General features: G+C 70.5%; 22 protein-coding genes and 2 pseudogenes. 7 read left to right on the top strand and 17 right to left on the bottom strand.

Features of this window, described 5'->3' with window-relative positions; all coding sequences use genetic code 11:
• Nucleotides 1-135: 135 nt before the first annotated feature.
• The 13 genes and pseudogenes from AKJ13_RS30355 to AKJ13_RS11090 form a co-directional block, all read right to left on the bottom strand.
• Nucleotides 136-288 carry a DUF3096 domain-containing protein gene (locus tag AKJ13_RS30355; RefSeq protein ID WP_007563670.1) on the bottom strand — a complete coding sequence of 51 codons (153 nt, stop codon included), beginning with the start codon at nucleotides 286-288 and terminating at the stop codon, nucleotides 136-138.
• Nucleotides 289-404: 116 nt separating this feature from the next.
• Nucleotides 405-1,517: a photosynthetic reaction center cytochrome PufC gene (pufC, locus tag AKJ13_RS11145; protein WP_050733402.1), complete on the bottom strand. Its 1,113-nt coding sequence runs from the start codon at nucleotides 1,515-1,517 to the stop codon at nucleotides 405-407.
• A 10-nt stretch (nucleotides 1,518-1,527) separates the two neighbouring features.
• On the bottom strand, nucleotides 1,528-2,508 hold the full coding sequence (pufM, locus tag AKJ13_RS11140) for a photosynthetic reaction center subunit M (protein WP_050733401.1): 981 nt from the start codon (nucleotides 2,506-2,508) through the stop codon (nucleotides 1,528-1,530).
• 95 nt (nucleotides 2,509-2,603) lie between these two features.
• Nucleotides 2,604-3,428: a photosynthetic reaction center subunit L gene (gene pufL / locus AKJ13_RS11135; protein ID WP_007563664.1), complete on the bottom strand. Its 825-nt coding sequence runs from the start codon at nucleotides 3,426-3,428 to the stop codon at nucleotides 2,604-2,606.
• An 83-nt stretch (nucleotides 3,429-3,511) separates the two neighbouring features.
• Nucleotides 3,512-3,700, bottom strand: a complete 189-nt coding sequence (pufA, locus tag AKJ13_RS11130; protein ID WP_050733400.1) for a light-harvesting antenna LH1, alpha subunit — start codon at nucleotides 3,698-3,700, stop codon at nucleotides 3,512-3,514.
• 10 nt (nucleotides 3,701-3,710) lie between these two features.
• Nucleotides 3,711-3,947 carry a light-harvesting antenna LH1, beta subunit gene (gene pufB / locus AKJ13_RS11125; RefSeq protein WP_050733399.1) on the bottom strand — a complete coding sequence of 79 codons (237 nt, stop codon included), beginning with the start codon at nucleotides 3,945-3,947 and terminating at the stop codon, nucleotides 3,711-3,713.
• 125 nt (nucleotides 3,948-4,072) lie between these two features.
• Nucleotides 4,073-4,294 carry a hypothetical protein gene (locus AKJ13_RS11120; protein ID WP_200905612.1) on the bottom strand — a complete coding sequence of 74 codons (222 nt, stop codon included), beginning with the start codon at nucleotides 4,292-4,294 and terminating at the stop codon, nucleotides 4,073-4,075.
• Between the two features lie 35 nt (nucleotides 4,295-4,329).
• A pseudogene (gene bchZ, locus AKJ13_RS11115) lies at nucleotides 4,330-5,797 on the bottom strand (chlorophyllide a reductase subunit Z).
• Nucleotides 5,797-7,326 carry a chlorophyllide a reductase subunit Y gene (gene bchY / locus AKJ13_RS11110; protein WP_050733398.1) on the bottom strand — a complete coding sequence of 510 codons (1,530 nt, stop codon included), beginning with the start codon at nucleotides 7,324-7,326 and terminating at the stop codon, nucleotides 5,797-5,799. Before bchY ends, bchZ begins: the two are co-directional and overlap by 1 nt.
• A 3-nt stretch (nucleotides 7,327-7,329) precedes the next feature.
• Nucleotides 7,330-8,334, bottom strand: coding sequence for a chlorophyllide a reductase iron protein subunit X (locus AKJ13_RS11105; protein WP_050733512.1), 1,005 nt, complete (start codon nucleotides 8,332-8,334; stop codon nucleotides 7,330-7,332).
• Nucleotides 8,331-9,269 (bottom strand): chlorophyll synthesis pathway protein BchC, encoded by a 939-nt coding sequence (gene bchC / locus AKJ13_RS11100; RefSeq protein ID WP_050733397.1) that lies wholly within the window; start codon nucleotides 9,267-9,269, stop codon nucleotides 8,331-8,333. The genes AKJ13_RS11105 and bchC overlap by 4 nt, the downstream gene beginning before the upstream one ends.
• Nucleotides 9,270-9,346: 77 nt before the next feature.
• Nucleotides 9,347-10,521: pseudogene (locus AKJ13_RS11095) on the bottom strand (methyltransferase).
• On the bottom strand, nucleotides 10,518-11,387 hold the full coding sequence (locus tag AKJ13_RS11090; RefSeq protein ID WP_050733396.1) for a polyprenyl synthetase family protein: 870 nt from the start codon (nucleotides 11,385-11,387) through the stop codon (nucleotides 10,518-10,520). The pseudogene AKJ13_RS11095 and the gene AKJ13_RS11090 overlap by 4 nt, the downstream one beginning before the upstream one ends.
• Before the next feature lie 82 nt (nucleotides 11,388-11,469).
• Here AKJ13_RS11090 and crtD point away from each other — a divergent pair, with 82 nt between their 5' ends.
• Together crtD and AKJ13_RS11080 are read left to right on the top strand one after the other, a co-directional pair.
• Entirely contained in the window at nucleotides 11,470-13,032 is a 1,563-nt protein-coding gene (crtD, locus tag AKJ13_RS11085) for a 1-hydroxycarotenoid 3,4-desaturase CrtD (RefSeq protein WP_200905611.1), read from the top strand.
• Nucleotides 13,029-13,889, top strand: coding sequence for a carotenoid 1,2-hydratase (locus AKJ13_RS11080; protein ID WP_050733395.1), 861 nt, complete (start codon nucleotides 13,029-13,031; stop codon nucleotides 13,887-13,889). Before crtD ends, AKJ13_RS11080 begins: the two co-directional genes overlap by 4 nt.
• Before the next feature lie 228 nt (nucleotides 13,890-14,117).
• Here the strand turns inward: AKJ13_RS11080 and AKJ13_RS11075 are convergent, their stop codons facing one another.
• The 4 genes from AKJ13_RS11075 to AKJ13_RS11060 all read right to left on the bottom strand — a co-directional run bounded on the left by AKJ13_RS11075 (nucleotide 14,118) and on the right by AKJ13_RS11060 (nucleotide 17,761).
• Entirely contained in the window at nucleotides 14,118-14,591 is a 474-nt protein-coding gene (locus AKJ13_RS11075) for an N-acetyltransferase (protein ID WP_200905610.1), read from the bottom strand.
• Nucleotides 14,588-15,250 (bottom strand): DUF2268 domain-containing putative Zn-dependent protease, encoded by a 663-nt coding sequence (locus tag AKJ13_RS11070; RefSeq protein ID WP_050733394.1) that lies wholly within the window; start codon nucleotides 15,248-15,250, stop codon nucleotides 14,588-14,590. Before AKJ13_RS11070 ends, AKJ13_RS11075 begins: the two co-directional genes overlap by 4 nt.
• 269 nt (nucleotides 15,251-15,519) lie before the next feature.
• Nucleotides 15,520-16,035: a hypothetical protein gene (locus AKJ13_RS11065; RefSeq protein ID WP_050733393.1), complete on the bottom strand. Its 516-nt coding sequence runs from the start codon at nucleotides 16,033-16,035 to the stop codon at nucleotides 15,520-15,522.
• 460 nt (nucleotides 16,036-16,495) lie between these two features.
• Entirely contained in the window at nucleotides 16,496-17,761 is a 1,266-nt protein-coding gene (locus AKJ13_RS11060; protein ID WP_050733392.1) for a glycosyltransferase family 87 protein, read from the bottom strand.
• Between the two features lie 143 nt (nucleotides 17,762-17,904).
• Here AKJ13_RS11060 and AKJ13_RS11055 point away from each other — a divergent pair, with 143 nt between their 5' ends.
• From AKJ13_RS11055 to AKJ13_RS11035, 5 genes are read left to right on the top strand one after another with little or no spacing between them, the layout of a single operon-like run.
• Complete coding sequence (locus AKJ13_RS11055) at nucleotides 17,905-19,143, top strand: glycosyltransferase (protein WP_082316927.1); 1,239 nt, start codon at nucleotides 17,905-17,907, stop codon at nucleotides 19,141-19,143.
• A gap of 11 nt (nucleotides 19,144-19,154) precedes the next feature.
• Complete coding sequence (locus AKJ13_RS11050; RefSeq protein ID WP_050733510.1) at nucleotides 19,155-20,435, top strand: glycosyltransferase; 1,281 nt, start codon at nucleotides 19,155-19,157, stop codon at nucleotides 20,433-20,435.
• The gene (locus tag AKJ13_RS11045; protein ID WP_050733390.1) at nucleotides 20,423-22,396 is read left to right on the top strand and encodes a glycosyltransferase; all 1,974 of its coding nucleotides are present in this window, start codon (nucleotides 20,423-20,425) and stop codon (nucleotides 22,394-22,396) included. The genes AKJ13_RS11050 and AKJ13_RS11045 overlap by 13 nt, the downstream gene beginning before the upstream one ends.
• Nucleotides 22,393-24,234 (top strand): ABC transporter ATP-binding protein, encoded by a 1,842-nt coding sequence (locus AKJ13_RS11040; RefSeq protein WP_050733389.1) that lies wholly within the window; start codon nucleotides 22,393-22,395, stop codon nucleotides 24,232-24,234. Before AKJ13_RS11045 ends, AKJ13_RS11040 begins: the two co-directional genes overlap by 4 nt.
• A complete protein-coding gene (locus AKJ13_RS11035) occupies nucleotides 24,234-25,109 on the top strand; it encodes a hypothetical protein (protein ID WP_050733388.1) in 876 nt (291 codons plus the stop codon). Before AKJ13_RS11040 ends, AKJ13_RS11035 begins: the two co-directional genes overlap by 1 nt.
• The last annotated feature ends 121 nt before the right edge of the window (nucleotides 25,110-25,230 follow it).

Below are 25,230 nucleotides of genomic sequence, written 5' to 3'. Positions count from 1 at the left end.
GCTCGGCACAGGCCGAGCTGATGGGCGCGGGTTGGACCATCCCGCAACGCAACGCAAGATGAACGCATTGCGGGCTTGTGCGCACGCACCTGACGCGCAGCGGAGTCTGTCAGGATTCGCGCCGGCGAATCGACTTTAGGTAAGGCCGCGCAGCAGCCCAAGACCAATCACGCCAACCACGATCAGGTAGATCGCCACGATGTAGTTGAGCAGACGAGGCGCGATCAGGATCAGGATCCCGGCCAGGATCGCGATGAGCGGCTGCAGGTTCGAGATGGTAATGGTCACGGGCGCCTCCAGGGCCGAGCTCGGCCGTTGATGGTCGACGTCCGTAGCGTATCGCGGTTCCCTGTAGCTGCCGCATGACGAAGCGCCGGATCGCTCCGGCGCTTCGCAGAATCACCTTACGGCTTCGACGGTTTGACGGCCGGCATGTTGGTACCGGGTATCGGATCCTTCGCCTCGCCGGTGGGCAGGCTCGCTTCGATGGTCGGGTGGGCGAGCTCCGGATAGGGGCCGATCACGCTGGCGCCGTTGAGCGGCTTGTTCGCGCCGTTGTGGCAGGTGGCGCAGTTGATCTTCGGCACGTCGCCCATCGTTCCGAGCCGGTTGCGCGGGAAGGTCGAGGTGAGCGGCTCCATGAAGTCCTGGTTCAGGTCGCGCACCAGGCGGATGCCGTACCAGGCATGGACCCGGTTGGGCGTGCTGGTGTCCCATTGCGCCACCGACCGGGTGTTGTGGCAGAAGGTGCAGTTCACCCCGAGCGATTGCGACATGCTGATCATGATCGCGAAGGTCTTCTCCGCATCCTGGATCGGCTTGCCCTTGGTCTCGGGCAGCACCGTGGTCGCGTTGACCCGCACCGCATCCTCCGGCGTGTCCTTGTGCTGGTAGAAGGCCTGGTAGACATCGTAGGGCAGCGAGGTGTTGCCGACCTCCGCGGACGCCACGTTCTGGCTGTTGTTGCGCGGGATGAACCGGCCCTCGCCCTGGATGGGCCGGTCGAACCAAATGTTGGCCGGCACCGGATTGCCCCGGTGGCAGGTGTAGCAGGTCACGCCCGCCTCGTGGACGTGGTTCTCCTTCCAGGACGCGTTGATCGTCTGAGTCATCTGCAGCATCCGCCGGGCGACCCGCTTCTGGTACAGCTCGTCGGAGGCCATGTTCTCGGTGCTGTGGCAGTAGGTGCAGCCCTGCTGGGGCGCCACCCATTCGGTGATCGACACCATCAGCCGGTTGAACTGCTCGGCCGAGAGGTCTCCCACAACCTGCACGTTCTCGTAGACCGCCGAGGCCTTCTCGCCGCCGGCCTCGGCCGGGTCGGCGGGGGCTGGGGCGACGTTGGCCGCCGCCAGCGCCGCGTTGCCGGACCGGGTCCGGATCAGGTCCATGCCGGTGCCGCGGAAGCCGGTCTGCTTGGCCGCCATGGGGGGATGGGTCCAGCCCGCGCCCCCGACCATCGCGATGGTGAGGAACAGGGCGAGCGCCCCGCCGACCACCGCCAGAATCGTCTTCATGACGGCCTCCTCACGGCTTCATGCCGGGTGCGAGATGGGCGGGGTCGACGATCGGGCCGTAGACCTGCGGATACGACGGGGCGACGCCGTGCTTGACCGCCCAGAGGTACCAGTTGTCGACCACGGTGCCGGTGAGCAGGATGCCGATGCCGCCGGTCAGCGTCGTGAGCACCGCGAACCACCAGGCCCAGCGGTGGATGGATTCCATCGTGGCGTTGAAGCCCATGGTCCAGCGCCAGAACAGGGCGGCGCGCTCGGTGGCCGTGCCGCGGTCGACGATCTGGTCGATCTCGCGGTCGGCGCCGTAGCGGGAGCAGGCCAGGATGGTGCCCCCGTGCATCGCGAAGAGCAGCGTCGATCCGTACAGGAACGTGATCGAGAGCATGTGGAACGGGTTGTAGAACAGGTTGCCGTAGCGGAGCGAGAACGCCGCGGTCCAATCGAGATGCGGGAAGATGCCGAACGGCACCGCCTCCGACCACGAACCCATCATCAGCGGCCGGATGAAGCCGAGGACGAGGTAGAGCCAGATCGCCGACGCGAAGGCCCACGGCACGTGGGTGCCCAGCCCGAGCGCCCGGGCCCGGCGGTAGAGGTGAACCCACCAGAGCAGGATCGACGCGGTCAGGAAGAAGCCGGCGATCAGCCACCAGCCGCCCTCATTGAGCGGCGGCAGGACCTTCAGCCCGTATCTCGGCAGGGGCGGCTCCAGGGCGAGCCAGGGCAATTGCCGGGCGAACTGAACCGGATCCCAGTTCACCGAGGCCCACATGTTGAGCCCGATGATCTCGAAGGCGATTAGGCCGCAGACCATCGACAGGGCGGCGACGTAGCCGATGTAGATCGGGCCGACCTGGCTGTTGCCCAGCAGGCCGAACAGGTAGCTGTTGAACGGCCGGCCGACCCGGTCGTCCGCGCTCACCGGGATGCCGTGCTCCGGCTCCAGCGGGCGGACCTGAACCTGGGTGAAGATGTTCTGGTAATAGGCCATCGCCCGCCCTCCCCGCGGCGTGCCGCACGCGTCGTGCAGCGCCGGCTTGGATCATTGGTGTCGCTTCGCCCGATTCTCGGCGGGCGACGGGTGTCTCAGCGCCAGACCGGCAGGTTCAGCCACCAGCCCCACCATTGCGGCCAGCCCTGCGTCCAGAACGGCCCGCTGATCACGATGCAGACGGCGCTCCAGAAGCCCGCCGACAGGGCCAGGAACAGGCCGAGCCGGTGGATGCCGAGCGTGCCGATCGAGTAGCCGATCGTATCGCGGAAGAAGGTGTCCTCGTGCTCGGGGGTCTTCACCGTCTCGCCCGGCTTCGGGTTGGTCGCCGAGAGGATCAGGCCGCCGTGCATCGCCAGCGCCAGGGTCGTCGTGAAGAAGAACGTCACGGCCAGCATGTGCGCCGGGTTGTAGTGGAAGTGGAGGTATTGGTATCCAGTGTTCGACACCCAATCGAGGTGGCTGAGGATGCCGTACGGGAACCCGTAACCCCAGGCGCCCATCAGGAACGGCCGGATCACCACCAGGGTGAAATAGGCGAAGATCGCCACCCCGAAGGCGAAGGGCACGTGGTAGCCGATGCCGAGCTTCCGGCAGATCTCGACCTCGCGCATCATCCACGACAGGAACGAGCCGAGCGCGCACATCGTGATGATCTGCCAGAGCCCGCCCTCCTTGAGCGGCGCGAGCTTCAGCCCGTAGGTGATGTCGGGGGGCGCGATGTTGATCTGCCAGATGTTCCAGGTCGGCCCGATCGCGGCCCCGTAGATCACCAGCGCGGTGCCGAGCACGGTGAAGAACAGTCCGGTGACGCCGAAGAATCCGACGAAGAACGGTCCGACCCAGAAGTCGAACAGGTCGCCGCCGAGCAGCGTGCCGCCGCGGATCCTGTACTTTCGCTCGAAGCTCAGCATCGCCATGGCGGACACTCCTCAGCCCGGCCGGAACGGTTTGTGATCTTGGGACCGCGGCCGTCGCGTGCCGCGGTCCCGGCCGGCCTGGATCAGGCGGGCATGCTCGGCAGCGCGAGCGTGATGTTGCTTGCGGCCTTGTTCTGCCGCGGACCTTCCAGCCAGTTGAACCGGTCGGTCGAGAGCAGGATGAAGTGGATCAGCAGCGCCAGGATGAAGAGGAAGGTGAACAGAGTCACCAGGGTGCGCCGCGGATCGAACAGTAACCAGACCTTGTGCATCCGATCCTCCTCAGCCGATCAGCGTGACGACGGCGCGGGCCGCATCGCTGACGCCCTCGAGGGAGGCGTAGCCCTGCGGTCCGGGGAGCCACGGACGCCACAGCCAGACGAGGATGTGGGCGACCACGGCAATCGCCGTGAAGATCAGAAAGCTCGTCAGGAAGATCGCGTGGAACTCCTTGGCTTCCGGTTCCGTCAGCCCGGACAGGCTGCTCGGTCTTTCTGTTGCAACGGGTCCACCGGCCATCGTTCAGACCTCCGTGTGTTGGCCGCGCCCCCGGAGGAAGCGCGACGGGTACTGCCGTGGCGCGCGCGGCGGTCACGGCTTGACTTCCCCCGCGTCACCGGACGGAAGCGTCTCGATCAGGGCGTTCAGCCCATGAAGGCGAAAGGGATCGCCTGGACCGCCATGGCCCGAGCCTCGCCGAACACCGAGCGGCGCGCCGGCGCCAGGCCGGAGCGGGACGCATCCCGGGCCGGCTTGAACCGGGCGAAGGCGGCGGCCGCCAGGAAGCACGGGTAGGTCGCAGCCAGGATCAGACGGAACTGAAGGGCTTCCTGGTGCAGGCGGGCGGTCGGGACCATCGTGCGCATCGGCAGGTCTCCTCTGGGGGGAACGGAAAGACGGCTCATGCGGGGATCCCCCCGGCGAGACCGGCGCGGGCGCGGGCTACATGGGCGGGGGCGACGGAGGCGGATTCGGCTGAGCGAGCAGCGCGCTCGGCGGCGTCGCGCAGGCGCTTGGCGGCGGAGATCCGGGCCAGCACCGGCTGCGCCTCGACCAGCTTGTCGAGGGCCGCGCGCGCGGCCTCAGTCCCAGGGCAGCTCGCGGTGGTGGCGTGCCGGGGTCGCCTCGACCGCGTCCATGTCGCGGGCGAGCGGCAGGATGTGGAAGAGCGTGTCGAACAGGGCGTTGCAGACTTCCTGGACCAGGTAGGTCGCGCCCGCGAACCCCATGAACGGCGTGCCGGTGTGGCGCCGGATGATCGCACCGGGGAACGAGGCCGGGATGTAGGTCGCCCGAGCCCCGCACTCGGCGAGGTACATCCGCTCGTTGAACGAGCCGAACAGGACCAGCGGCGGCTTCTCGGCCACGGCGTTGCGGACGGCGTCGTTATCCGGCTTCAGCCCGGCGGAGCGACTGAACGCGAAGGTGCAGGGCAGGCCCATCTCGTCTTCGAGGAAGTGCCGGACGCCGCGGGCGTAGGTCTCGGTCGCGACGATCCCGAAGCTGGCAGTCCCGAAGAAATCCTGCGTGACCGAGCGCCAGAGATCCCAGACCGGCTTGATCGTCGTGTGGCGCTCGCGCTCGATGAACGGCTCCGGATCGAGGCCCAGGATCTCGCTGAGGGAGCGCAGGAACTTCGTGGTCGAGAGCACGCCGATCGGCGCCTGCAGGTAGGGCCGCTCCAGGGCCTCGCAGAGCAGGCGCCCGAACTCCCGATATAGGCAGATATTAGCGTCGGCGTTGACGAGCTTGGGCACGTCCGCGAGGTGCGAGGCTAGCGGGAAGGTCAGGTTCACCTCGGCGCCGATCCCCTCGACCAGCCGCCGGATCTCGGCGAGGTCGGAGGGCATGTTGAAGGTGCCGTAGGCCGGCCCGATGATGTTGACCCGCGGCTTCTCGCCGGGTTTCTTCTCGGGCCGGGCCGGGATGCCTGTCTTGGCGAACTTTCGCGCCCCGTATTCCTGCCAGAGCCAGCGCATCGCGCGGTCGGCCGCCTGCCACTGGTCCTCGTCGATGGTGCGCGGCAGGAAGCGCTGGAGACCGGTGCCCTCGGGCGTGACGCCGCCGCCGATCATCTCGGCGATCGAGCCGGTCACCACCACGCTGGGCAGGCCCGGATCGAGGGTGGCATGGGCGCGCTTCATCGCGCCCTCGGTGCCGTGGCGGCCGAGTTCCTCCTCGGCCAGCCCAGTGACGACGATCGGCAGCTCGTGCGGCGGCAGGGCGTCGGTGTAGTGCAGCACCGAGGTGACGGGCAGGTTCTCGCAGCCGACCGGACCGTCGATGACGACCTGCAGGCCCTTGATCGCCGTGAAGACGTAGACGGCGCCCCAGTAGCCCCCGGCCCTGTCGTGATCGAGGATCAGCATCACGCCATCTCTCCGATCGGCTTCTTCGGTCCCTCGATCTTCGGGCCCTGCCGCCGTTGCGGCGTGTCCTGCCAGACGCCGGCAGAGAAGTCGGAGCCGACACCCTCGAAGAAGTCGCGCATCGCGTCGAAGCGGGGCTTGTTGGCCAGCGCGCCATTGATCACCCGCGCCAGGGAGCCTGCGCCGGCCGCGCCCATGAGCGGGCGCGCCGAGATCAGGTTGGTGAAGTAGAGGGCGGGCGTGCCGCGCTCCTTGGCCCGCTGCACCACCGGCGTCGTGCCGATAGTGAGGTCGGGCTTAAGAGAATCCAGCGCGTAGAGGTCGTCCTCCAGCGAGGCGCGGTACTGCACCTGCGTACCGCGGGCCTCGAGCCAGTCGCGGTCCGCCTCGGACCACGGCGTGCGCGGGCAGGCGGTGCCGACATAGGGCACCTCGGCGCCGCTCTCGACGAGGAGGCGCGCCACCAGCAATTCCGAGCCCTCGTAGCCCGAGAGCGTGATCCGCCCCTTGATCGGCATGGCGGCGAGCGCCCCGCAGATACCGGGCAGGAGCCGGTTCTTGGCCGCCTCGACGGTGGCTCGCGCGACGCCGCAGGCCTCGCCGATCCGGTCGAGCCAATCCGCTGTGCCGTCAACGCCCACGGGAGCGGAGCCCACCACGGGACGGCCCGCCGCCTCGAACTCGCGGATCGAGGCCGTGTAGAACGGGTGGATCGCCGCCACCGCGACGCAATCCAGGGCGGCGTAGAGCTCGCGCCATTCGCGGGTCGGCACCACCGGCCCGGCAGCGAGGCCTAACGGCTCCAGCAGTGCGCCGATCACCACCGGGTCGGCCGGGAAGATCTCGCCGAGCAGCGCCACGCTCGGGCGTTGCGAGCGGCCACCGCGCGGGGTCGCGACCGGGCCCTGCTCGGCCTCGGTGCGGGCGACCTTGAGCATCGCGCCGGCCAGGACGTCCTTGGCCTCGGCATGGGTTGGCACGCCGAAGCCGGGAACATCGATGCCGATCACCCGGACCCCGTCGATCTCCTTGGGGAGAAGGCGAAGCGGGACGCCCGAAGCGGTCGGCACACAGAGGTTTATGACGACGACGGCGTCGTAATCCTCCGGCTTCGCGGTGTCGTGGACCGCCTCGCGGATGTCCTCGAACAGCTTGCCGGTGACCAGGGTCTCGGAATTGAACGGCACGTATCCGACGCTGCGTCTTGCGCCGTAGAAGTGCGAGGTGAAGGTCAGGCCGTAGACGCAGCAGGCCGAGCCCGAGAGGATTGTGGCAGTCCGGCGCATGCGCAGGCCGACCCGGAGCGAGCCGAAGGCCGGGCACATGCTTTGCGGCTGGTCGTGGGGCCCCTGCGGGTAGTCGCTGCGCAGCTGCGCCAGGGTCTGCGACATCCCGGCCGCCTCGGCGGCTGCCCGCATCGCGTCCTTGCCGGCGTGGCAGCCAAGGCCGTCGCCCTTGGTGGCGGCGAGGTCGACGGGCGTGGCCGCCTGACGGGCGCGCAGATCGGCGATGTCGAGGGAGACGGCCATGCCCTAGACCTCGTCGTAGACGACTTCGAGGGACGGCTTAGCCACCTGGACGACACCGCACATGTCCTCGTGGGTCGCCGGGACCAGGACCACGTCGCGGCCGGTCACGTCGCTGGAGAACAGGCCGAGCAGCCCGTCCTGCGTCAGCGGCGTCGGCCGGTGCGGGGCCGCCTCGGCGACGTTGGCCGCCAGGTCCGAGAACAGGCTGCCCCAGCGGCTCTCCGGCCGGCCGATGATCTCGTAATTCGCGCTCTTGCGGCGGATGTCGTCGTCGGCCGGGATCGAGGCCAGGACTGGGATGCCGGCGGCGTCCGCGAAGGCCTGCGCCTCGCCGGTGCCGTCATCCTTGTTGATCACCAGGCCGCCGACGCCGACATTGCCGCCGAGCTTGCGGAAATACTCCACCGCCGAGCAGACGTTGTTGGCGACGTAGAGCGATTGGAGGTCGTTCGAGCCGACGACGATGACCTTCTGGCACATGTCCCGGGCGATCGGCAGGCCGAAGCCGCCGCAGACCACGTCGCCCAGGAAATCGAGCAGGACGAAGTCGAAGCCCCATTCGTGGAAGCCGAGTTTTTCCAGCAACTCGAAGCCGTGGATGATGCCCCGCCCGCCGCAGCCGCGCCCGACCTCGGGCCCGCCGAGCTCCATGGCGTAGACGCCGTCGCGCTTGAAGCAGATATCGCCGATCGCCACCGGCTCGCCGGCGAGCTTCTTGCGAGTCGAGGTCTCGATGATGGTCGGACAGGCCTTGCCGCCGAAGAGCAGCGAGGTGGTGTCGCTCTTCGGGTCGCAGCCGATCAGCAGGACCTTCTTGCCCTGCTGGGCCATCATGTAGCTGAGATTGGCGAGCGTGAAGGACTTGCCGATGCCGCCCTTGCCGTAGATCGCGATGATCTGCGTCTCTTTCTTCACCGGGGCGGTCGGGACCGCATCCGGCTCGATCGCCGCCTCGGCGCGGAGCTGGGTGGCCTGGTCGAGTGCGGCCTTGCTGAGCTGAACGTTCACGCGGCGTCCCTCCAATCGAGAATCATCTTCAGGCAGGCGGGATCGGCGAAGGCGGTGCGGTAGGCGTCCTGGGCTTGCGCCGCCGGGGCGCGGTGGGTGATCAGCCCATCGAGGGAGAGCCGGTTGCCCTCGATCAGAGCCGTGACGGCGGCGAGATCTTCGGGGCGGAACTCGGCCGAGATCCGGATTCGCGCCTCGCGCATGAAGGCGGGCGGGAAGGCGAAGGACAGGGGCGCCTCGTAGAAGCCGGCGAGCACGATCTCGCCGCCGGGCGCCAGGCGGGCGATCAGCCCGTCGAGGCCCGAGGCGTCGCCGCTGACGTCGGTGATCACCGCGTAGTCGCGCCGGGTATCCTCCTCCGGCGCCAGGACCCTGTAGCCGGCGGCACCTTCACGACGGGTCGGGTCCCGCTCCCAGACGGTGGGCTCGGCGCCGGCCGCCAGGGTGAGGCGAGCCAGGAGCCGCCCGAGCACCCCGTGCCCGACGATGAGCGGCGTCGCCCGAGGGCAAAGGCCGCCCAGCGCCCGGTAGGCGGTCGCGGCGAGGGCGATCAGGCAGGCGCGGTCGCCGAGCGCGGCATTCACGGGCACGAGGCGGGCCGCCGGAGCAACGAGGTGCGAGGCGGCGCCGCCGAACAGGCCGCGGACGGCGCCGAAGCAGCGCGCGCCGGGGACGAAGACAGTCTGGCCGATCCGAATCGGGGCCTCGGCGCCGGCCTCGACCACCGTGCCGACGGACTCGTAACCGGGGACCAACGGGTAGCCCATCCCGGGGAAGGGCGGCATGCGGCCGGACCAGAGGAGACGCTCGGTCCCGGTGCTGATCCCGCTCCAGGAAATCGCTACGACCACGTCGCTGGCGGCGGGCGGCGTCAAGGGCAGGCGGTTGAGCGCCAAGCTTTCCGGACGTTCGAGGATGACGGCAAGAGCGTCCATGACTGGAATGTTCCGCCCTGTGTCTCGCGACTCTCGCCGCTCTGGGGCCGCATGTGTCATCCTAGATAGACACAAGCTTAGGTCAAGTTATTCTTACACCCACGGGCGTCTTTCTGCGCGACGATCAGGCGGGTCAGGAGCGGTCTGCGCGTCGGCTGCTCCTTGGACGCCGTGAAACCGGCCTGACGCAGCATCCCGTGCAGCTCCTCGGCGCGACGCGGCCGGCCCGATCCCATGGCCAGGAGGTAGAAGCCGAAATACGCGTCGCCGACCGGTTCGGCGCCGGGCGTGCCGGCCATCGGCTCGGCGAGGATCAGCGTGCCGCCGGGGGCAGAGCCGCGTGCGCAACCGCGAGGAGGGCCTGGGCCGGGGCGTCGTCGTGATCGTGGAGGATGCGGATCAGGGTGATCGTGTCGGCGCCTGTGGGCAGGCCATCGTGGAAGCTTCCGCCGCGGAAGGCGATCCGCTCGGCCAACTCTATCCGCGCGAGGCGCTCGGCGGCGCGGTCGGCGACCGCCGGGAGATCGAAGAGCGTGAGGCCCAACGCGGCGTGGCGGGCCGCAACGGCCTGCAGGAAGGCGCCTTCGCCGCCGCCGACATCCATGAGGTGCCGGCTGCGGGACAGGTCGCAGGCATCGAGAACGTCGTCCGCGATCAGCGCCTGCGAGGCGCCCATCAGGCCGCCATAGGGGGCGACCGACGCGGCATCGCCGATCGCGCCGGAGGCGTAGGGCCAGTAGCCCGCGAGCCGGGTCGGTCCCGCCGCTCCGCGCAGGAGCGCGACCGGATCGGCGAGATCGGCATAGAGCAGCGCGTGGTGCTCGACCATCGCGGCGATTCCGGGATTGCCAATGAGCGCGGCGCCGAGATCGGCGAGGCCGAAGCGGTCGTTGGGCAGCGCCCGGACGAGATCCAGCGAAGCCGCGGCGCGCAGCAGGCAGCGCGCGTTCTCGAGCGGGAGATCGAGCCGGCGCGCCAGCACCTCGAGGGGTAGCGGCCCCTCGGTGAGGATCCGGAACAGGTCGAGCCGGACGCAGGCTGTCAGCACCTGGGCATAGACGAAGCCGGCGCAGAGATCGAACAAAGCCCGCGTATTCTTACGGGCGATGCCCCGGGTCAGCGGGAAGCCCGCCGCCCAGCGCTGGAAGCGCGGGCTCGCTACGAGGCGGTTGCGGCAGCCCAGCCAGCGGTCGCGCAGCGAGGCCGGCGCGGCCGAGTTCGCGCCGGGGCGGGGAACCGAGCCGGCGCTCAGGCCGCCACCGCGCGCAGGCTCGCCGGCAGGAACAGCCGCGCCTGCGCCTCGATCTCGGCTTTGAGCTGCGCCAGGCCCGGGCAGGCTGGGATTGCCGCCACCGCGTCGCGGGTGAGCCGCGCCAGGCGGTCGAGGGCGCCGTCGGTGCCGAGCAGGGCGGCGGCGTTGGGGCGCCCGAGGGTGGCGTCGCGGCCGGCGGGCTTGCCGATCTCCTCCTGGCGGCAGGCGACGTCGCGCAGGTCGTCGGCGACCTGATAGGCCTCGCCCAGGCATTCGCCGAGGCGGCGCCAGGGCTCCGGATCGGATCCGGCGGCGGCGGCGCCCAGCACGGTCGCGGCGGCGAACAGGGCGCCGGTCTTGGCCTGCTGGTAGTCGCTGAGGCTGATATGGGCCTCCGATTCCCAGGCCTGCCCGGCCGCGATGCCGCTGGGCGAGCCGGCGGCGCGCCCCAGGAGTCCGACGAGCCGGCCGAGCCTAACCGGATAGGGTCCGGCGGCGCGGGCCAGCGTCTCGAAGGCCAGGACGATCAGGGCATCGCCGGCGAGCACCGCGATCGGCTCGCCGTAAGCGACGTGGACCGTCGGCTTCTGGCGGCGCAGGGGGGCGTCGTCGAAACAGGGCAGGTCGTCGTGAACTAGGGACGCGCAGTGCAGCAGCTCGATCGCGGCGGCGGCGGCCTCGGAGGAGGCCGGGTCGTCGTCGCCGCAGGCCCGGGCGACCGATAGGCAGAGACGGGGCCGGATGCGGTGCCCGCCGGGAAAGACGGCGTAGCGCAGGGCCTCGGCCAGCAGGGGCGGCGCGCCCGGCGCCTCGGCATAGGCCACGGCGCGGTCCAGCGCCTGTTCGATCCGCCGGCCCGACTCCATGACGCGCCTCCCGTGTTATCATCGGTTGTCATCGACGAGTGTAATTTTTTATTGACACTTGTCCGGCCGCAGATCAATCCCGATGGGGCGGTTGGAGGCGGGGTTCAGCGTGGCGCAGGAACGCGTCGTCGTGATCGGGGCCGGGATCGGGGGTCTGGCCGCCGCCTTACGGTTGGCCCATGCCGGGCTGGACGTAACGGTGGTTGAGCGGGCCGCGCAGCCGGGCGGCAAGATGGCGAGCGTCCGGGTGGGCGATTCCCGCGTCGAAACCGGTCCGACCGTGTTCACGATGCGCTGGGTCTTTGAGGAATTGTTCGCCGAATCCGGCGCTGCCCTCGACGAGCACGCGACGCTAGCGCCCGCCGGACTCCTGGCCCGCCACGCCTGGACGCGCGACGAGCGCCTGGACCTGTCCGCCGATCTCGATACCTCGGCGGCCGCGATCGAGGCGTTTGCCGGGCCCCGGGAGGCCGAGGGATACCGCCGGTTCTGCGCACGCTCCGCTGAGGTCTACCGGACCCTGGAGGGGCCGTTCATCCGCGAGGGTCGCACCGGTCCCGCCGGGCTGGCCCAGCGAGTCGGGATCTCGGGGCTCGGCGACCTGTGGCGGATCCAGCCCTTCGCCACCCTGTGGTCGACGCTTGGCACGTTCTTCCGCGATCCCCGGTTGCTGCAGCTGTTCGGGCGCTACGCCACCTATTGCGGCGCCTCGCCGTTCACCGCGCCGGCGACCCTGATGCTGGTGGCCCATGTCGAGCAGGCTGGAATCTGGACGGTGGCGGGCGGCATGAGCGCCCTCGCCAAGGCGGTGGCCGACCTGGCGTCGCAGCGCGGGGCGACGTTCCGTTACGGCGCGCATGTGGACCGGATCGTCACCGCGGGCGGTCGGGTCTCGGGCGTGATCCTGGCGGATGGCGAGACGATCCCCGCCGACCGCGTCGTCTGCAACGCCGACGCGTCGGCTTTGGGCGCCGGTCTGTTCGGCCAGGCAGCGGCGCCGGTGGGCGAGCGCCTGACGCCTTCCGAGCGCTCGCTCTCCGCGCTGACCCTCGCGGCCGTCGCGGTACCAGACGGATTCCCACTCGCTCATCACAACGTGTTCTTCTCGGGCGATTACCGAGCCGAGTTCGACACGATCCTGCGCCGGCGACGCCTGCCCGATGACCCCACGGTCTACATCTGCGCTCAGGACCGGACCGAGTCCGGCGCCGCGCCCACCGGGCCGGAGCGCCTGCTCCTGCTCGTCAACGCTCCGGCCGACGGCCGGGAGCGCCCGCCGACGCCCTCGGAGATCGAGACATGCGCGACGAATCTGAGCCGCCGCCTGGAAGCCTGCGGTCTGACCTTGGCGATGGCCTCGCCCCCGGTCCTGACCGATCCGGCCGGGTTCGAGGGCCGGTTTCCCGGGAGCGCGGGAGCGCTCTACGGGAGGGCGCCGCAGGGCTGGGCCTCGACCTTCAAGCGCGCGGGGGCCCGGACCGCCCTGCCGGGCCTGTACCTGGCGGGGGGCTCGATCCATCCCGGCCCGGGCGTGCCGATGGCGGCGCAATCGGGCCGGCTGGCGGCGGCGGCGATCCTGCAGGACCGCGATTCGACGGCCCGGTCGCCCAGAACGGCTATGCGTGGTGGTATGTCGATGCGGTGAGTGATGACGGCCGCCAGGGGCTGACGATCATCGCCTTCATCGGCAGCGTGTTCTCGCCCTATTACGGCTGGAGCGCCGACAAGGACCCGTTCGCGCATTGCGCGATGAACGTCGTGCTCTACGGCGACCGGACACGCTTCGCCATGACCGAGCGCGGCGCCGCCAGCCTGTCCCGAAGCCGGCATTCCGTCGCCATTGGTCGGAGTGCCATGGCGTGGGACGGCACGACGCTGACGATCCGGACCGACGAGCGCGGCGCCCCCCTCCCCCGGCGGGTGCGCGGCACGGTGCGACTCACCCCGCGCGGCTTTACTTCCGGGCCGTTCCAGCTCGACCCGAACGGCCGCCACCGCTGGTGGCCAATGGCGCCGTCCTCCCGCGTCGAAGTCGAACTCGACCAGCCGAATCTCCGCTGGACCGGCAGCGGCTATTTCGACACCAACGACGGCGACGAGCCCCTGGGCTCGGCCTTCACCCGCTGGACCTGGTGCCGGGCCGACCTGCCGGACGGCGCCGCGATCCTGTACGACGTGCGCCACCGCAACGGCGGCGGCCAGAACCTGTCGCTGCGCTTCTCTCACGACGGCAGCCGCCGGGAGATCCGCCCGCCGCTGGCCGCCCCCCTGCCGTCCACATCGTTCTGGCGCATGCCCCGAGAGACCCGCAGCGACGACGGCCGCGCCCGGGTGCTCACCACCTTCGAGGACACGCCGTTCTATTCCCGCTCCCTGCTTGCCTCGACGCTCGCCGGCGAGCCGGTGCGGGCGGTGCATGAGAGCCTGTCGCTCGATCGCTTCCGCAACCCGCTGGTGCAGCTGATGCTGCCGTTCCGCATGCCGCGGCCCTATGCGGGGTGAGGTTTTGGGTTTGGAACAGCGTGTCGCCGTCCCTGCGTTGTCCGGGTTCGTCGTCGATCAGACGCAGCCCACCGGCTTCGAACCTCCGACCCTCCACCTCATCCCCAGGTGCCACAGCGACGCGAAGGCCTCAGGATGAGGGCGTGGGTTGGACTCTGCGTTGAATTTCCGAGCAAGTTCGTAAACACAACGTCTTACGATAATAATATCAGACGCATCGAAACTTCATCATAGTATCGGCCCGCGGCTTTCAGCGCTCGGCCTTCCATATTCTTCAAAGCCGGCACGTCTGTAGAGACTAAGCGCCTGATCGTTAGACGCTTCGACCGCCAAGGTCAGTTCCTCCACCACACCGCCGGCGTGCTCGATCACCCGGGCCACAAGCGCCGACTCGAGGCCCAAGCCGCGAGCCTCGGGCCGGACATACATGCCCCAGAGCACACCCTTGTGCCGGGTTTTGATCCCCTCTGGAATGAACAGCCCGGCGATGCCGTCGAAAGCGGGCAAGCCCTTTCGGTGCGCGCCGAAGACGATGCCGCTCTCCAAGCGGCGCCGCGAATCGTCGAGCGTTTGACGCACCTCCTCCTCGTAAGACGCCCCGAAGGCTTCGGGATGCCTGCGCAGACCGTCCAGCCGAAGCTCACGGAAATCGGTCGCGTCTGCACCGCTCAGGCGCATTACGGCGAAAGGCGCGCCGGTCATGCCGCCAACGTGCGCCCCCGCGCCGCCGCCAGCACGGTGTCGGCCGGGACGTTCACCCAGATGTTCCCATCGGGCCCTGGATCCGCCGCGAGCCAATCCCCGACGATCCGGTATCCGAGCGTGTAGCCGAGCCAGCGCGGGTAGCGCCCGCCTGTCCCGTAGGACCACGCGGCATGATCGTAATCCGTCGCCGCCAGCGCAGCGGCATCGGGACGGTTGGCCGCCAGCACGGCGTCGGAGACGGCGCATTCCCAGGGCTCGGGCGGCGTGCCGAACAGGTGGCTGGCGAACCGGCCGGCCAGGGCCTCGCTGATCAGGGTTTCGCCGAGCGTCGTGCCGTAACCCGGCCCGGTCATGCGCAGGCAGTGATGCACCTCGTGCACCATCGTCCGGCGAATGTCTCCCGTACGCAGGGACGTCACGAAGTTGGCGTTGTCGGGATCCAGGGTCAGCCAGACGACGGTCGGACGATGGGCCTGGGCCGCCGTGCCGATCTCCGGGATGACCGCATCGGAATTGCGATCCACCACGATGTCCAGGGCCGGCGGGGGCAGGACGCGGGCGATCGCGTCGCGGGCGATGGCGATCTCCGCCGCAATCGTCTCGCGCCAGGGGCGCAGATCGCCCGAGGCCTCAAGCCAATGCACCTGCCAGGACATCACCACACACCGTTCGGCTGCGTCGTCGCCTCATCCCAATCCCGTCACAGGTGACCCAGAACCTTCGCCTGCGGCTCGTTGAGGCTCTTCCACAGGGAGACGCCCTTCGACCAGGACGGCATATCCTCGACGCGGATCGATGCGCCGTCCTGGGCGTAGCGTTTCGCCTTCTCGGCCTCGCCGTAGGCTTTGACGAAGTGGTTGACGACGGGATTGTCGGTCTCGACGCTTAGGGCCGCCCGCCCCTGGTGCCGCTCCTTGGCGAGGCCTTAAGACTGGACCTGCGCGGCGGCGCGTTTCTGTGCCCAATCCAGGGAGGCTTTCTCCTCCGGGCCGGCGCCGTCCAGCACGGTGATCGTCGTCCTGGCCGCCCCCGCCGCATCGGTACCGCGCGGGTTGACGGCCCGGGACGCGCGCGCCTCGATCGACGCCACCTCGCCCTTGGCCGCCCTGACCTCGGTCGCCGAGAACAGGCCCCCGTGATTGGTGGTGATGGCGTAGAGCGCCCGGCGGTCCAGCGTCTGGATCCGGATGGCGCCGTGCCACTCCTGATCGGAGGTGCCGGCATCGGCGACCTTTCCGAGCTTCTGGTTGCCGGCGTCCAGGAATTTCCGGGTGTCGACCGCCACCTGAGAGAACGACTTCTTGTCCGCATCTGCTGTGGCGGCCGACCCCGTGGATGTCACCCGGCTGGACCGATCCGAGATCGACGAGGCCGCCGATTTCGTCGCTTCCGCGTGGGAATGATAGGAGCTGCCGACGTATTTAACGAATGCCGAGAACATGCCGATTATCCGCTGATGATTTTCGGACTAAAAATATGTCGGCGCCGAGATTCTTTTGCGCACGTATCGAACGAGTAATCGATAATATAATTCGCCATTGAAACGGATATACGTCGATCCGTTCCCGTAAACTCGCTGACATCCGGCCATGACGTGACGTCGGCGTCAAGCAAGTCGATCCTCACCGTTTTATCGTCCTTGCTACGAGCAAAACGGGTCGGACTCTTCATCGCTCCCGGTCGCGGGAGGCCAACGCTTTATCTGCAAGCGAAGGCAAGACCGATGCGGGCACGCCCCGTCATCCCCGGGGCCGTGCAGCGGCGCCCGGGATTCGGGGTCGCCGACACGAAAGGCTCGTTCACCGCCGCCGCGTCCGGACTGCCGCCTCTGGCAGCCCCTTTCGGGTCCGGGCTCAGTTGCGGCGCTCCGGAATGGCGCGGGGGTTCTCTCGAACACAGCCTCAAGCCCGGGTTGATGGCCGCCGGCGAGAAAAACCCAGGGGCTGGATTCGGTCGGCGATGCAGGCCAGGGTGGCGAGGCCCAGCATCAGCCCGAGCGGGAAACCCGTGAGGCCGGCGCCCTCGCGCAGAAGCGCGAACAGGGGTGTGGCCAGCAGCAGCGCGCGCTCGTGGCGGCGCAGGCCGCCGGCGCTTTGGGCCGTAAGCACCAGCAGCAGCGTCGCCGGGACGAGCGGGACGAGATCGTAGACCGGCAGGTAGGGCGAGAGCAGCGGCGCGGCGGCCAGCAAAGCTGCGGCGCGCAGGGCGGGCGCGGCGGGCCGCGTCCAGGCGCGGATGGCGACGGCGAGGGCCAGGGCGGCGACGAGGGCCTGCAGCGCCCAGGCCGCGGCGATCGGGCCGCCGAGCAGGCGCACGGCCCCGAAGGCGCTGGCATTGAGCTCGAGCCCGGCCGCGGCGTTCTCCAGGATGATCCGGTTGGTCTCGCCCAATGTGCCGAGGAAGCCGAGCCAGGGCGCGGTGCCGAACAGCGCCAGCGAGGCCCCGCACAGGCCGAGAACGGCCGCGAGGCAGGAGGCCAGGCAGGCTTTCCGGCCGGTGATCAGCAGGAGCAGCGGCGCCAGGGCGGCGAAATGCGGCTTGTAGGCGAGCAGGCCGAAGCACAGGCCGGCGAGCCAGGGCCGGCGGTCGACCAGGAGCGCCCCGAACGTCAGAAGCGCGGCGGTAAAGAGGCCGTTCTGGCCGTAGGTCAGGTTGCAGAACACCAGCGGATGGGCGAGCGCGATCCAGGCCGCGTCGCCCCGGCCGGCGGCGAACCGCATCGCCCCGGCGAAGACCGCGAGCGACAGCGCGGTCCAGAGCCAGAAGGCCGGCTGCGGCTCCAGGCTCGCGAAGGCGGCAGCCGGCATCAGGAAGACCGGCGGGTAGTGCCAAGCGAAGCGGCACTCCGGCCCGAAGGCGGCCTTGAGGTTCGCAAGATGGACCGGCAGGTCGTAGGGCTCGCCGCCGCGCCCTTCGAGCGCCGCCCGGCCGGCCACCCAGATCTGGCTGAAGTCGTTGCCGAGCATGTCGCCGTACCAGTTCCGGCGCGGCTCCGGGCCGGTGCCGAACACCAGTGCGACGATAGCGAGGGTCAGCGGCACCAGCACCCAGGCGGCCAGCTTGGCGAAGGCGAATAGGCGGGCATCGCTGCCGGCGAGATCCTTCAGGTCTACCCAGAGCGCGGCCGGGCGGGAGCCCGGCGCTTCGATCGTGATGGGCGCGGACATGGCGGCTTTCGGCGATGCGGTGCCGTTTCAGCCTAGGCGAGGCCGGTTCCGGCGCCGTTAACGTGGGGTTTGCCCAACGGCGCGGCTTGTGCGAGAGGGGCGCGGCTGCGACATTCGCGCCGTCAATGGGGGCGGCGATGACGATGCGAGCGGACGAGCCCCCCCCCGCGCCCCGTATCCTGATCTACAGCCACGACACGTTCGGGCTAGGCCATCTGCGCCGCTCGCGGGCGATCGCCAACGCGATCGTGGCCTGCAACCGCGGCGCGCGGGCGATGATCATCTCTGGCTCGCCGGTGATCGACCGCTACGCCTTCGCGCCCGGGGTCTACACCGTGCGGCTGCCGCCCGTGACCAAGTTCGCCGACGGCAATTATGCCAGCTTCGACGGCACCACGCCGCTGGCCCGCACGGTGGAGCGCCGGGCCGCGATCATCGCCCGAACCGATGCGAGCTTCGCCCCCGACCTGATCCTGGTCGACAAGGAGCCGGCGGGCTTCCACGGCGAGCTGATGCCGGTGCTGGAATCCGCCTCGGCCCGGGGCACGCGCCTGGTGCTCGGCCTGCGCGACGTGCTCGACGATGCCGACCGGCTCGTGCCCGAATGGGAGCGCAAGGGCGCGGCCGAGACCATGGCGCGGTTCTACGACGAGATCTGGGTCTACGGCCTCAGCCGCATCCACGAGCCCCTCGCGGCCCTGCCGATGGAGCCCGAGATGGCGGCGCGGATCGCCGGGCGGCTGATCTATACCGGCTATCTTCGTCGGGAGGTGCCGGAGATGTGCGCCGGCCGCGAGGAGCCGGCCATCGCCCGGGGGCCGTTCGTGCTGGTCACGCCCGGCGGCGGCGGCGACGGCGCCGCCCTGATCGACTGGGTGATCGCCGCCTACGAGACCGATCCGGGCATTCCCCTGCCCTCCCTGATCGCCTTCGGGCCGTTCCTCGACGGCCCGACCCGGGACGGCTTCGCCGCGCGGATCGGCCGGCTCGGGGGCAGGATCGCGGCGATCACCTTCGACAGCCAGATCGAATTCCTGATGCGCAAGGCGGCCGGGGTCGTGGCGATGGGCGGCTACAACACCTTCTGCGAGATCCTGTCCTTCGACCTGCGGGCGATCCTGGTGCCGCGCACCGAGCCGCGCCGGGAGCAGGCGATCCGGGCGCTGGCGGCCGAGCAGCTCGGCCTCGCCCGGGTCCTGCTGGAGGCCGACGGCCGCGCCCCCGAGCGCATGGCGGCGGCGCTCCGCGCCCTCCCGGACCAGAGCGAGCCGTCCCGGGTCCTGGTGCCGGGCCTGCTCGACGGGCTCGACGCGGTCGGCCGCCGGGTGCGGGCGCTGTCCGCCGCGGGGACGATGGGCGCCCGCGCCCGGGCCTTCTCGTGACGGACATCCCCGTGACGGAACCGCGGATCGCGGTGGTGCTGAAGGGCTACCCGCGCCTGTCCGAGACCTTCATCGCCCAGGAGCTGCTAGCGCTCGAGCGGTGCGGCTTGCCCCTGGAGATCTGGTCTCTGCGCCGGCCCACCGACCGCGCCCGCCACCCGATGCACGCGGCAATCCGGGCGCCGGCCGCCTATCTGCCCGAATACCTGCACGAGGCGCCGCTGCGGGTGCTGCGCGGTCTCGCCGCCGCCCTGACGCGGCCGCGCCTGCCGACGCTGCTCGCTCTGTTCGCCCGCGACCTCTGGCGAGATCCCACGGCCTCGCGCCTGCGCCGGCTGGGTCAGGCGCTGGTCCTCGCGCGCGAGCTGCCGGCCGAGGTCGCCCATATCCACGTGCATTTCCTGCACACGCCGGCGAGCGTGGCCCGCTACGCCGCGCTGCTAACCGGGCGGCGCTGGAGTTTCTCCGCCCACGCCAAGGACATCTGGACCACGCCCGCTTGGGAGCTCACCGAAAAGCTGCGCGACGCGGCCTGGGGGGTGACCTGCACCCGCGACGGTCTCGCCCGGCTCGAATCCCTGGCGCCGGGCCGGACGCAACTTGCCTATCACGGTCTAGACCTCGCCCGTTTCCCGGCCCCGCCCCCGCCGCGCGAACCCCGGGACGGGACCGATCCGAATGCGCCGCTGCGGCTCGTCTGCGTCGGCCGGCTGGTCGCCAAGAAGGGCCATGACGACCTGATCGACGCCCTCGCCGCCCTGCCTTCGGACCTGCACTGGCGCCTCGAGCTGATCGGCGGCGGCGAGCTGCGCGGCGCCCTCGAAGCCCGGATCCGCGAGCGGGGCCTCTCCGAGCGCGTGGCGTTCCGGGGCGCCCTGGCGCAGCCGGCCGTGATCGCGGCGATGCGCGCGGCCGACCTGTTCGTGCTGCCGACCAAGCCCGCCCCGGGGGGCGACCGCGACGGCCTGCCCAACGTGCTGATGGAGGCCGCGAGCCAGGCCCTGCCGATCCTGGCCACCGCCTTCGCGGGCACGCCGGAATTCATCACCGACGGCACCCACGGCATCCTGGTCGCCCCGGGCGACCCGGCCGCGCTCGCGGCTGCGCTGGCCCGCCTCGCCGCCGATCCGGCCCTGCGCCTGCGCCTCGGCGCGGCGGCGCGGGTGCGGCTGGTCGCGGATTTCTCCGAAGCCGCCGCCGTCGCGCTGATCGCGGAGGCCTTGCGCGCCGCGGCCGGCCTCCCCCCGCCGGCCCTGGCCACGGAACCGGAGCTGGCCGCGTGCGCGTCCTGATCGCGGTCACGCATCTCCTCGGAGCCGGCCATCTCACCCGGGCAGCAGCCCTGGCGCGGGCTTTCGCGGCCGCGGGTTACGAGGCCCTGCTGGTCTCGGGCGGAAGGCCGGCCCCGATGGTGCGGGCGGAAGGCCTGCGCTGGGTGCAGCTGCCGCCGCTCCACGTCGCCGGCACCGATTTCGCGCGGCCGCTGGGACCGGATGGCGGCCCGGCCGATGCGGCTTTGTTCGCACAGCGCCGCGCCCTGCTGCTGGACGCCCTGGCGGATTTCGCCCCCGATGCGGTGATCACCGAGCTGTTCCCCTTCGGCCGCCGGGCGCTGGCGGCCGAGTTCCTGGCCCTCGTCGAGGCGGCGCGGGCGCGAGGCCCTCGCCCGCTCGTCCTGGCCTCCGTGCGCGACATCCTGGTCGCGTCCGCCAAGCCGGAGCGGATCGCGCAGGCGCATGCGCGGCTGGCGCAGTTCTACGATGCCGTGCTGGTCCACGGCGACCCGGCCCTGGTGCCGCTGGACGCCTCCTGGCCGTTAGACGCCGGAACCGCGCAAAAGCTCCGCTACACCGGCTATGTCGACGAGGGCTTGGCAACCGTTCCGGAGATGGCGCGAAGCGGCGTGCTGGTCGCGGCCGGATCCGGGCCGGCGGGGCTCGGCCTGCTGCAGGCCGCAGCGGCGGCGGCCCGGATCCGGCCGGCGCTCGGCTGGCGGATCCTGGCGGGGCACGGCGTGTCCGAGGCTGACCTGGCCGCCATCGGCCACGATCTGCCGGACGGCGTCATCGAGCGGGCCCGCCCCGACTACCGCGCCCTGCTCGCCGGCGCGGCCCTGTCGGTGAGCCAATGCGGCTACAACACCGCCATCGACCTCCTGGCGAGCGCGACCCCGGCCGTTCTCGTGCCGTTCGAGGCCGGCGGCGAGACCGAACAGCGGCTGCGCGCCGAATGCCTCGCCGGACGCGGCCTCGCCCAGGTACTCCCTGAGGCGGAGCTGACCGCGGCATCACTCCTGCAAGCGGTGGACGCCCAGCTCGAGGCCGCGCCGCCGGCGCCGCACGGGATCGATCTGGGCGGGGCAGAGCGGACGGTCGAGATCGTCGAGGATCTTTTCTTGCAGAGCCGCACGCCGCCGGATCGGGCGCGGGTCCCATCTCCCGTGCGGGAGAGTGCGCATCCCGCTTTTGCCCTCCTTCACAACGCGCTCGATGAAGCCGACACCCGCTTCCAGCGCGTGCAGTTCTGGTGGCGGGACGACGATGCCGTCGCGGCGTCCCCTGCCCTCGACCGGCTGATCGGTCTCGCCGAGGCCCATCGCGTCCCGATCCTGCTCGCGGCGATCCCGGCCGGGATCGAGCCGTCCCTCGGCGCCCGTCTGGCGTCCGCGAAGACCGTGCGCGTCGCCGTCCACGGCCTGGCCCACTACAACCACGCCCCGCCGGCCGAGAAACAGGCGGAGTTCGGCCCGCATCGCCCCTTGGATGCGCTGCGTGACGATGCCGCCGCAGGCCTGCGGATCGCCCGCGAGCGCCTGCCCGGATCAGCGCTGCTGCCGGTCTTCGTGCCGCCGTGGAACCGGCTCGCCCCGGATCTCGCCGCGGCCTTGCCGGGCCTCGGCTATCGCGGCCTGTCGTCGGTGCCCGGGCCGGCGATCCCCGGCCTCGCACGCGCCGACGCGATTCTCGATCCGATCGACTGGCGCGGAACCCGGTCGCTCCGCGATCCCGAGGTGCTACTCCGGGACCTCGCCGCCTTCCTCGCGTCCGACCCCGCGCACCCGATCGGGCTGCTGACCCACCACCGCGTCCACGATGAATCGATCTGGTCCTTCGTCGGCGATCTGCTGTCGATCCTCGCCGCCCATCCGGCCGTGACGCTTGTCGATCCGCAAATTCTATTTTCCGCTGCCGCAGTGGACTCCGGCGCGGCGGCATCTACTCTTCTCGACTCATCCGCTGTGAGGAATGGTTGAGTTCTCTCCTGTCCATCCGCGACCTCGCCGTCGCGTTCCGCACGGAGACCGGACCGTTCGAGGCGTTGCACGGGTTGTCGCTCGACGTGATGCGCGGCCGGACCCTGGCGCTGGTCGGCGAATCCGGCTCGGGCAAGTCGGTCACCGCCCAGGCGATCATGGGCATCCTGCCGAAATCCGCTGCGATCACCCGCGGGCAGATCCTGTTCCGAGACGGCCCTGCCGAGACCGACATCGCCCGGTTGGACACCGAGGGCGCGGCCATGCGGGCGATCCGCGGCCAGCGGATCGCGATGATCTTCCAGGAACCGATGACCTGCCTGTCGCCGCTCCACACGGTCGGCGACCAGATCGGCGAGGCCCTGCGGATCCATACCGGCGCCGACCGAAGGGAGGCCGATGCCCGCACCCAGGAGGCCCTGGCCCGGGTCGGGTTCCCCGATCCGAAGCGCGCCCTCAAGACCTACCCGTTCGAGCTCTCCGGCGGCCTGCGCCAGCGTGCCATGATCGCCATGGCGCTGATCCTCAAGCCGGCCCTGCTGGTCGCCGACGAGCCGACCACAGCGCTCGACGTGACCACCCAGGCGCAGATCCTCGCCCTGCTGGCCCGGCTCCAGGACGAGACCGGCATGGCGATCCTGTTGATCACCCACGATCTCGGCGTGGTCGCCAATATCGCCCACGACATCGCGGTGCTCTACCGGGGCCGGCTGGTCGAGGCCGGGCCCCGCGATACGGTGATGCGCGCGCCGGGCCACGCCTATCTCCGGGCGCTGCTCCACGCGGTGCCGCGCTTCGACATGGCGCCGGGCGAGCGCCTGACGCCGATCCGCCCGGCCCTGGCCGAGATCCCGCCGGTCCAGCCGCAGGCGAAGCCCGCCGGGCCGCTATTGCGGGTCGAGGGCGTCAGCAAGAGCTACACGCTCCGGTCCGGCCGCTTCTGGCAGAAGCCCCGGATCGTCCAGGCCGTCTCCGACGTGTCCCTCAGCCTCTCGGCCGGGGAGACACTCGGCCTCGTCGGGGAATCCGGCTCGGGCAAGACCACCGTGTCGAAGATGGTGATGCGGGCGCTGGAGCCCGATTCCGGCCGGATCCTGTTCGACGGCGGCAGCGGCCCGCGGGACGTCCACGGGCTCTCGGGCGACGCCCTGTTCGCCTACCGGCGCACCGTGCAGTTCGTGTTCCAGGACCCTTACGCGTCGCTCGATCCGCGCATGACCGTGCGCCAGATCTTATCCGAGCCCATGGAGATCCACGGCGTGCCGGCATCCGAGCGGCGCGCCCGCTGCCGGGAGCTGATGGCGATGGTCGGGCTCGAGTCCAGCGGGCTGGGGCGCTACCCGCACGCCTTCTCGGGTGGCCAGCGCCAGCGCATCGGCATCGCCCGGGCCCTGGCGCCGCGGCCGCGCCTGCTGGTGCTCGACGAGCCGGTCTCGGCTCTGGACGTCTCGGTGCAGGCGCAGATCCTGAACCTGCTCAAGGATTTGCAAGCGGCCCTCGGCCTGTCCTACCTGATCGTTTCCCACAACCTGGCAGTGATCGACTACATGGCGGATACGATCAGCGTGATGTGCCGGGGCCGGATCGTCGAGGAGGCGCCCCGCGCCGCCCTGTTCCGCCGCCCGGTCCATCCCTACACGCGCGCCCTGCTCGCCGCCGTGCCGGATCCGAGCCTCGACCACCCGTTGGATTTCGCCGCGATCACCGGCGACCAGAACGACCCGACCCGCTGGGCGGCGCCCTACCGGCTCGGCCCCGACGAGGCCGGCGCCATGCGGGCGATCGAGCCTGGCCACCGGGTCCGGTTTTCCACCGCCCAGGATGCGGAGGCCGCCTGATGCAGCCGCGCCCGCCCGTGATGCTGGAACGCCTGCGCCGCAAGGTGCTCTCGCCCCTGTTCGACCGCCTCGGCTACGACCTCGTGCCGGCTGCCCCCGATTGGAGCCACCGTCCGACCTCGTCGCGCGAGGTGAATTACCTGCTCGAATCCGCAGCCGCGATCCTCCAGCGTGACTTCGCCGCGGCCGGCATTGTGCCGAACGGCGATCTTCTGGACAGCGTGCAAGCCTTCTGGGACCTGATCCCCACCGCCCCGGTCCGGCAGCGACGGGGCGGCAGCGGCTTCAACGGCGCGCTGCAGCTCTACGTGGCAATGCGGGCGTTGAAGCCGGATTTCGTGATCGAATCCGGGGTATTCCGCGGGCTCACCACCTGGGTCATCCGCATGGCGCGGCCCTCGGCTAAGATCTTCTGCCACGATCCGGACCTGTCCGGCTTGCACTACCGTGACCCCCAGGCCCGCTACAGCACCGCAGACTGGTCCACGACCGACTGGTCCGGGATCGATCCGACCAGGACGGTGGCCTTCTTCGACGACCATGTTGCGCAGGGGCGCCGGGTCGTGGAGGCCCATGCCCGCGGTCTCACCCGCCTGCTGTTCGACGACGACGCCGACGGCCATCGGATCCACGCCCATGGCGGCCCGGCGCATCCGACCATCGCAATGATCACCGGCCCCGCGCACGGCCCGGAGCCGATCCGCTGGACCCGCAACGGCCGCCAGTTCGAGCAGCCGGCCGACGATGCGCTGGTGCGTCGGGCCGCCGGGCTGATCGCCCGCGCCCACGCCTTCGATGATCTCCACCGGGCTACGGGCTATTCGCCGGCGCGGCTGACCTATGTGGCGCTGCATCCGGCGGGGGGCGGGTCGTGAGCGATTTCGAGACCCACGACAGCCACCCCGCTTCGCTCGGCCAACGCTTGGACGTTCACGCGTCCGAACGAGGCGCGGGTCCTCTCTCTCGTGCGGGAGAGGGACAGGGTGAGGGTTGCGA

It is taken from the genome of Methylobacterium sp. ARG-1 (genome assembly GCF_001262595.1).
In the GTDB taxonomy this organism is placed as follows: domain Bacteria; phylum Pseudomonadota; class Alphaproteobacteria; order Rhizobiales; family Beijerinckiaceae; genus Methylobacterium; species Methylobacterium brachiatum.
Note: the sequence above shows the minus strand (reverse complement) of the source record. Positions and strands in the feature narration are given on the sequence as shown.